Source organism: Pseudomonas sp. P5_A2_2, assembly GCF_054177685.1.
Genome location: NZ_JBGCUL010000258.1, coordinates 1 through 5,605, shown reverse-complemented (window position 1 = coordinate 5,605; position 5,605 = coordinate 1). Strand labels below are relative to the sequence as shown.

Annotated in this window: 6 protein-coding genes and 2 pseudogenes; 1 reads left to right on the top strand and 7 read right to left on the bottom strand. The window is 52.8% G+C overall.

The features are described 5' to 3' along the window. From ACXRVY_RS15620 to ACXRVY_RS15590, 7 genes and pseudogenes are all read right to left on the bottom strand, one after another. Positions 1 to 483: pseudogene (locus tag ACXRVY_RS15620) on the bottom strand (AraC family transcriptional regulator); the annotation flags it as partial. Positions 484 to 603: 120 nt separating this feature from the next. Further along, a complete protein-coding gene (locus ACXRVY_RS15615) occupies positions 604 to 936 on the bottom strand; it encodes a hypothetical protein (protein ID WP_223460703.1) in 333 nt (110 codons plus the stop codon). A 178-nt stretch (positions 937 to 1,114) separates the two neighbouring features. Then, positions 1,115 to 1,405: a hypothetical protein gene (locus tag ACXRVY_RS15610; RefSeq protein WP_223460813.1), complete on the bottom strand. Its 291-nt coding sequence runs from the start codon at positions 1,403 to 1,405 to the stop codon at positions 1,115 to 1,117. Between the two features lie 192 nt (positions 1,406 to 1,597). Further along, positions 1,598 to 2,080 (bottom strand): hypothetical protein, encoded by a 483-nt coding sequence (locus tag ACXRVY_RS15605; RefSeq protein ID WP_223460702.1) that lies wholly within the window; start codon positions 2,078 to 2,080, stop codon positions 1,598 to 1,600. After that, entirely contained in the window at positions 2,077 to 2,898 is an 822-nt protein-coding gene (locus ACXRVY_RS15600; RefSeq protein WP_223460700.1) for a transcriptional regulator, read from the bottom strand. The genes ACXRVY_RS15605 and ACXRVY_RS15600 overlap by 4 nt, the downstream gene beginning before the upstream one ends. A 690-nt stretch (positions 2,899 to 3,588) precedes the next feature. Further along, positions 3,589 to 4,086: a YMGG-like glycine zipper-containing protein gene (locus ACXRVY_RS15595; protein ID WP_223460811.1), complete on the bottom strand. Its 498-nt coding sequence runs from the start codon at positions 4,084 to 4,086 to the stop codon at positions 3,589 to 3,591. Between the two features lie 159 nt (positions 4,087 to 4,245). Further along, the gene (locus ACXRVY_RS15590) at positions 4,246 to 4,926 is read right to left on the bottom strand and encodes a DUF3313 domain-containing protein (RefSeq protein ID WP_223460698.1); all 681 of its coding nucleotides are present in this window, start codon (positions 4,924 to 4,926) and stop codon (positions 4,246 to 4,248) included. A 307-nt stretch (positions 4,927 to 5,233) separates the two neighbouring features. On the opposite strand from ACXRVY_RS15590, the pseudogene ACXRVY_RS15585 reads away from it, so the two are divergent. Beyond that, a pseudogene (locus ACXRVY_RS15585) lies at positions 5,234 to 5,605 on the top strand (transporter); the annotation flags it as partial.

The following is a 5,605-nucleotide window of genomic DNA, read 5'->3' as shown; positions in this document are numbered from 1 at the left end:
GGCTTGAACGGCAGATTGTATGAATTGAAAGTTTTCAGCCTGGAAACTGTGTTGTGTTCTGTTTGCAAGTATATCGATGACAGCGTGATGTTGACGGCACCGGTCATAGTTTTCCAGTGTTGTGGTTATGCTGAAAAGCGTTTCATTCGGCTCGCAAGTGTAATGCACCGATTCATCGCTGTGCAGTACGATGATTTCGTCAGGCCGTAGTTTGTGATTGTTTACGACGGGGCGACCAATCGGGGGCTGCGAGATGGCGAATGTAACGAATCCGGCAGGGACAGAACTGACCAGGGTGACGGATGAGTCGAACTCAAGGCGACTGCACTGCAGTTCGGGGCTGTGAAAGAGTTTATGTTGCCGAATGCGCGCCTCTTGCTCGGTTGGAATAAGGCTCATTTCCCATTTGCCTATTGTTCTATTCAGTTGGCTCGGCAAGGCAGAAGACAAATGAAAGATTTCGTCGGGCGGTGCGATACTCATGAAATTGAAGGCTCATCTGTTAAATGATTGGGGTCAAGCCTGACGGGCAGTCATGGAGAAGGTACGCGATTCGGCGTCCTTGCTGTCGGTGAGATCGCCCCATTGGCTTTGAGCGGATTGTCAGAGTCCCCGGATCAGTTCCAGTTCCGCCGAAAATGCGTACTTGCTGTCCAACGGTGAGTCGTCCATGTGTTGAACGTTGCGCGGGTCAATTTTCGAACTGAAGATCTGCAATTGGGGTTTCATCGGGTCAATGGCTGCAGCTGTAAAGGAGTAAAAATCGTCAATACGATAACCGTTTTTTACCTGATAGCTGTTTTTCACTGCACTTGGTACCTTCTTGTTGGTTTCGACACTCGTCAATTTGGCACTGTAGAGGCTCTTGTCGTCGGCCATGGCCTTGAGAGAAAGCAACAAACCAAACGACACGGTGACGAAGTTTTTCAGTAGCATCGAGGCGATTTCCTTATGAACAGTTTATTCAGGCAGAGCAGAATGTCAGCTGCATCTCTGCCGCGATCTGGCCTGAAAATAATCTCACCTCGATGGTGTCTGCCAAAGTCAATAACTCATATTTACGGGGTCGTCAGAAGAGGCCAGTCACCGCTTGCCCCTGCGAACACAACGCTCCTCAAAGTCGTATGAGCGAGTTGGCGTAGCTCATGCCGGTATCACTTTGTGGCGGGGCAGGGAGAGCAGAATCACTGTTCTGCTCGTCAGTATGATACTCATTCTCAGTTTGAATTTTCAGATGCGACAGTTTCTGGCTGTCATCCGGGCTTGTTTCAATTTCATAATATTCAATGGTCGTGTTTTCGACGGAGCGTTCGTCATGCGCGAACGAATAAAATGGCATGGCGGACAGAAAAAAGACCGACAGGAATCCGAAAGTCGTCGATTGATGAGTTCGCAGGAAATGCATGGCTTTCACTTGATTCTCCTGTATAGGGCATTGTCCCGGGCGAGAATCAAGCAGGCTCGATTCCAAGGATTATCGGCGAGGGATTTTTGGCAGGAGAGACGTTTGATTCAAATCAATAAGTATTATTTTTGTTTGGAAATTCTTTGATGTGAACCTTTGCCAAGTGGGCGTCGAGTCGCTGCGGGAGCCCGATTAATGGTTCATGCAGCGTAAACGGCCTAGTTCATGGATGTAAAAACACACGGCGTTTTTATCCTGGGTCGGGATCAACTCGTAGTTTAGAATGGCGCCTTCCTGCAACACATATTGGCGCCTGAAGAACAGGTCAGGAGTCTTTTCAATGGCAAAAAGTTCATTGTCCTGGCTGAGTTTGATATTGCTGACTTTTATCTCGACGTGTGTGTTGTTTTCTCCGATTATATTCGCCGAGATGGTCGCATTGCGGATTTTTCCATTCAGGCTTTCCAGCGTGGTCCCCGTGAGTCGACCATGCCCGATAGTGAGGTATTCTTCGGTGTTGAGTTGGTCGAGATCCTCCAGCCATTGTCGGGATTTTGTCTGGTAACTGGTGTTTTCCATGTAGTGCGAAGGTGAATAGACAAAAGAGAAAATGCACAGTGCATTGATCAAGCCTATCAGAGGCCAGTGAACGGCTTGCGGAATTCCGAACTTCATAAGGTGACTTCCAGACATTGACGAATCATCAAGGCGAGGTCTCTTTCGCTGCTGTTCAACTGCAGATTTGCAGTGCTTTGATCCTGGCGGATGCACGAAACGGAATAATTGGCTTTATACAGGTTGATCCAGACCTGGCCCTTCAGGTTTGGCGGTAGCTGTTCAGTTTGTTTGACCGACAGATCCATCAGCGCCTGAGCCTCGGCAAGATCGCTGCCCACGGCGTGTATGACCAGTCCATCCTTGTCGATACTGGAGATTTCAATTTTTGGCGCGTCGAAGTCGAACTGAAAGACAGTAAAGGCAACGACTGCCAGCGAAACGATATAAGCGATCAGCTGGGCTTTTGTAATGCGAGTGGATCTATTGGTTTTACCCGGGGGTGCAAGCAGTTCATCACTACCCGGGGGCGGTCGTTGTCCCGGGAGGGAGGCGGGTGGCTGCGCCGTTTCCTCTCGGGGTACTGGTACAGCCGCTTCTGCATCGACTACGCATTGCCGGTTGAAGCAATATCCTCGTCGAGGAACAGTCATCAGGATCTCGTGATCCCGACTGTCATTGAGAATATTGCGCAGCGAAAAAACCGTTTGATTCAAACTGCCGGAGGCAACCACGCGGTCATTCCAGGTGTAGTCGATGATTTCATCGCGGCTTTTAGTGACACCTGGCTCCATGAGCAGCAGGTCCAACAGACGCGACTCAGCTCTACCTAACGTGGAATTTTGTACATCTCCATGGGGTGTTGTAATGGAAAGCATGGCGCTATCCGGATCGAATACCGCCACGGCGCCATTTTTCAACTTGAAGGTGTAGCTCATATAAATCTTCCGTTCAGGCGGTGCTGGCCTGAGTATAGGGGCCGGATTTGGCTCGGTACATTCTGGTCTGGGAAGTGAACGAAGATGAGGGCCAGGCGGAAGGTGCACGGCGTGTCGCATTTACAATGCCGGACTGGCTCGTTTCAGAGGCGTGCCGTGCAGCAAACAGCCCGGTCTGTCAGAGGTATCAGTTCAATCATACAAGGGAAAAGCATTGCTGGATGACCCACGGTTTTTGATTTTGACACCGTGAATAATGCTTGGAATGGATTATCTGCGCTATCCGAAAACTGCAAGCTCGGGCAGGTGGGTTTACACGGAGCCAGGCCGGAATGAACTAACTTCGCTATTGCGACAGATTTCAATTGCAACCTGAACTATCAGGATACAAATCAATGATTGTGTTTTTGTGCGCTTGGCTCGTTGAAGACTATTTTTGATTCTTATTAGCTTTGAATCAGGGTCGCTACCGCTTTAAATGGATCTCGAGGAGCGTTGACACACATCGCGTTCATGGTTTGTTTGTCGCGATGTAAACGATCCTCACCTCTCGTTCTACAGCTTTGCCCCGCGTCCTTTCATGAAGGGGCCGGGGCCTTTTTTTGAGCGGACGAAGGCGGTCAGAAGCCAGGACGCGAGCAAAACGACAGGGACACCTACACAATCACTTCAGGCCATTGTCGTCGCCGATCAAGGCAAGACATCGTAACCACGTTGTTGCAGGCAGCTGCTGTAGACGGAGTTATTGGCGGTGAGGCTTTGTTCGCTCGCACTCAGATTCTGCCGACGCTCCTGGCGTTGCCTGGAGCCCCCTACGATGGCACCGGCAGCCGCGGCACTGTGTACGCGGTTCTGCCGATAGTCTTGCCTGGTATCGTCGTCGATCTGGTCATAGAGGTTTTCATGTTGGCGACCCCGAACTTCTGCCGCTGTCGCGCCGGCTACCGCGGCGGTTGCGGCGCCCTTGACCCGACCACCGGAGGGCACGGTGCTTTGCACCGGATGTTGCGCGTTGGCCTGGGATTGGCAGGCACTGGTGTCCTGCTGGATGGTCTGGGAGGTCTGGCCTTTGAGGGGTACCACCGTCGCCGCCTGGGCGCTGGTGCTCAAGAGCATCACAAGAATCGTCAAGGCACAGGTGCTCAGGAACACCATAAGGACCGCTAAGGTTTCAGCCAGTATTTTCATCATTGAGCCTCACGTCAGGCGTCGGCACGGCTAACGGTTTGTCAGAGGGAAAACGCGGCGGGGTGTCACATTGAAACCCCATGCCGGTCCGCTTGCCATGCCATCCAATGCCGGTGGACGGCAGGCATTTCCACGTTTGCGATGGGGTTTGCCTGAGCGTCAACGCTTGAGGAGGAGGGCCTGCATATCGTCTGTCATGCCTTTGAGTGCAACCTTGAAGTCATTGGCAACAATCGGCTGTTCGGCATTCTTGATGGTCTCGCCGAATACCTTGCGTACGATCTTCGCGACCGGCATACCGGTTTTTGCGTCGATCAGGTTGGCTTCGATGTACAACTCGGCAGTCTGATCCCTATGCCCGGTGGCTGCTTGTGTCGCCCCGACAATGGCCCCGATTGGAACGGCCTCATACCAGTGCATGCCTTCGTTGTTGGCGCTGACGTGAGTGATCGCCGCTTGCAGGATCAGCGACCGTGAATCGGTCGGTACCAACTGCGCATATGGGACGATCGTGTAGCGCTGGGCAAAGGCGGTCTTGACGCTATTGCTGGCCATCAATTGCAAGTCTTGCAGCGTCTTCAGGCTGACGCGCGCGGTCGGCTGCGGCGCTGGATACAGCTCCATCTGCCGGAACACCACAGTGGAGTACGCGCGAGGATCGAACCCCGGCGATACCCAGCGCAATACCTTCTGCTCACTTGGCGTAGTTTGCTCCTCCAGGCCCTGGTAATTGCCCAGGAAGCCCGAGTATTGCTCTTGCTGTGCCACTTTCGAGACACAGCCGACCTGAAATACACAGCTCAAAGCTATACCCGCAATCCATTTATTCGACATGCCCATGTGTTTGGTTCTCAAGTGATGAAAGTTGTCATTCGGGTTCCGACCTGGCTCCAGGCATTGGGCTGGGCGCCTCGTATTCGGGCACTGGTATTCGCCAGTCGGTTACGCAAAGCAGGTGCTTGCACGCCGGTCAATGCGGGCCGAATGCTGCCCGTAGCAGCGGGATAATCCGAATCAATAACTCTTAAAAACTGTTAAACGCACGACCAGGAAAGATTGCACATCGATCACAGTTGCCTACGCTAACCCTTTGCAACCCGGCTTTGGCGTCTACAGGTGAGTGAGCATGGATCGGAAAGAACGATGGATGGGCACCGCGTCGACACTCGTCGCTGTGTTGGGCTGCATCACGGTGGCTCAGGCTGACGATTCGGCAGAGTTGGCGAAGAAAGCCCTCAACCCGGTCGCGGCGATGTACAGCCTGCCGGTGCAGTACAACTGGGATCAGAAGATGGGGCCGACCGGGGAGGGTATGCACAGCGTCACCAATATCCAGCCTGTGCTGCCGTTTGCCTTGAACGAAGACTGGAACCTCATTTCCCGGACCATTCTGCCGATCATCGACCAGCACGGCCTGGCTCCCAATGGCGCGGCGAACAAGTCCGGCACAGGCGATATCACCCAGAGCTTTTTCTTCTCGCCGACCAAGCCCACGGACAGTGGCTGGATACTCGGYGGC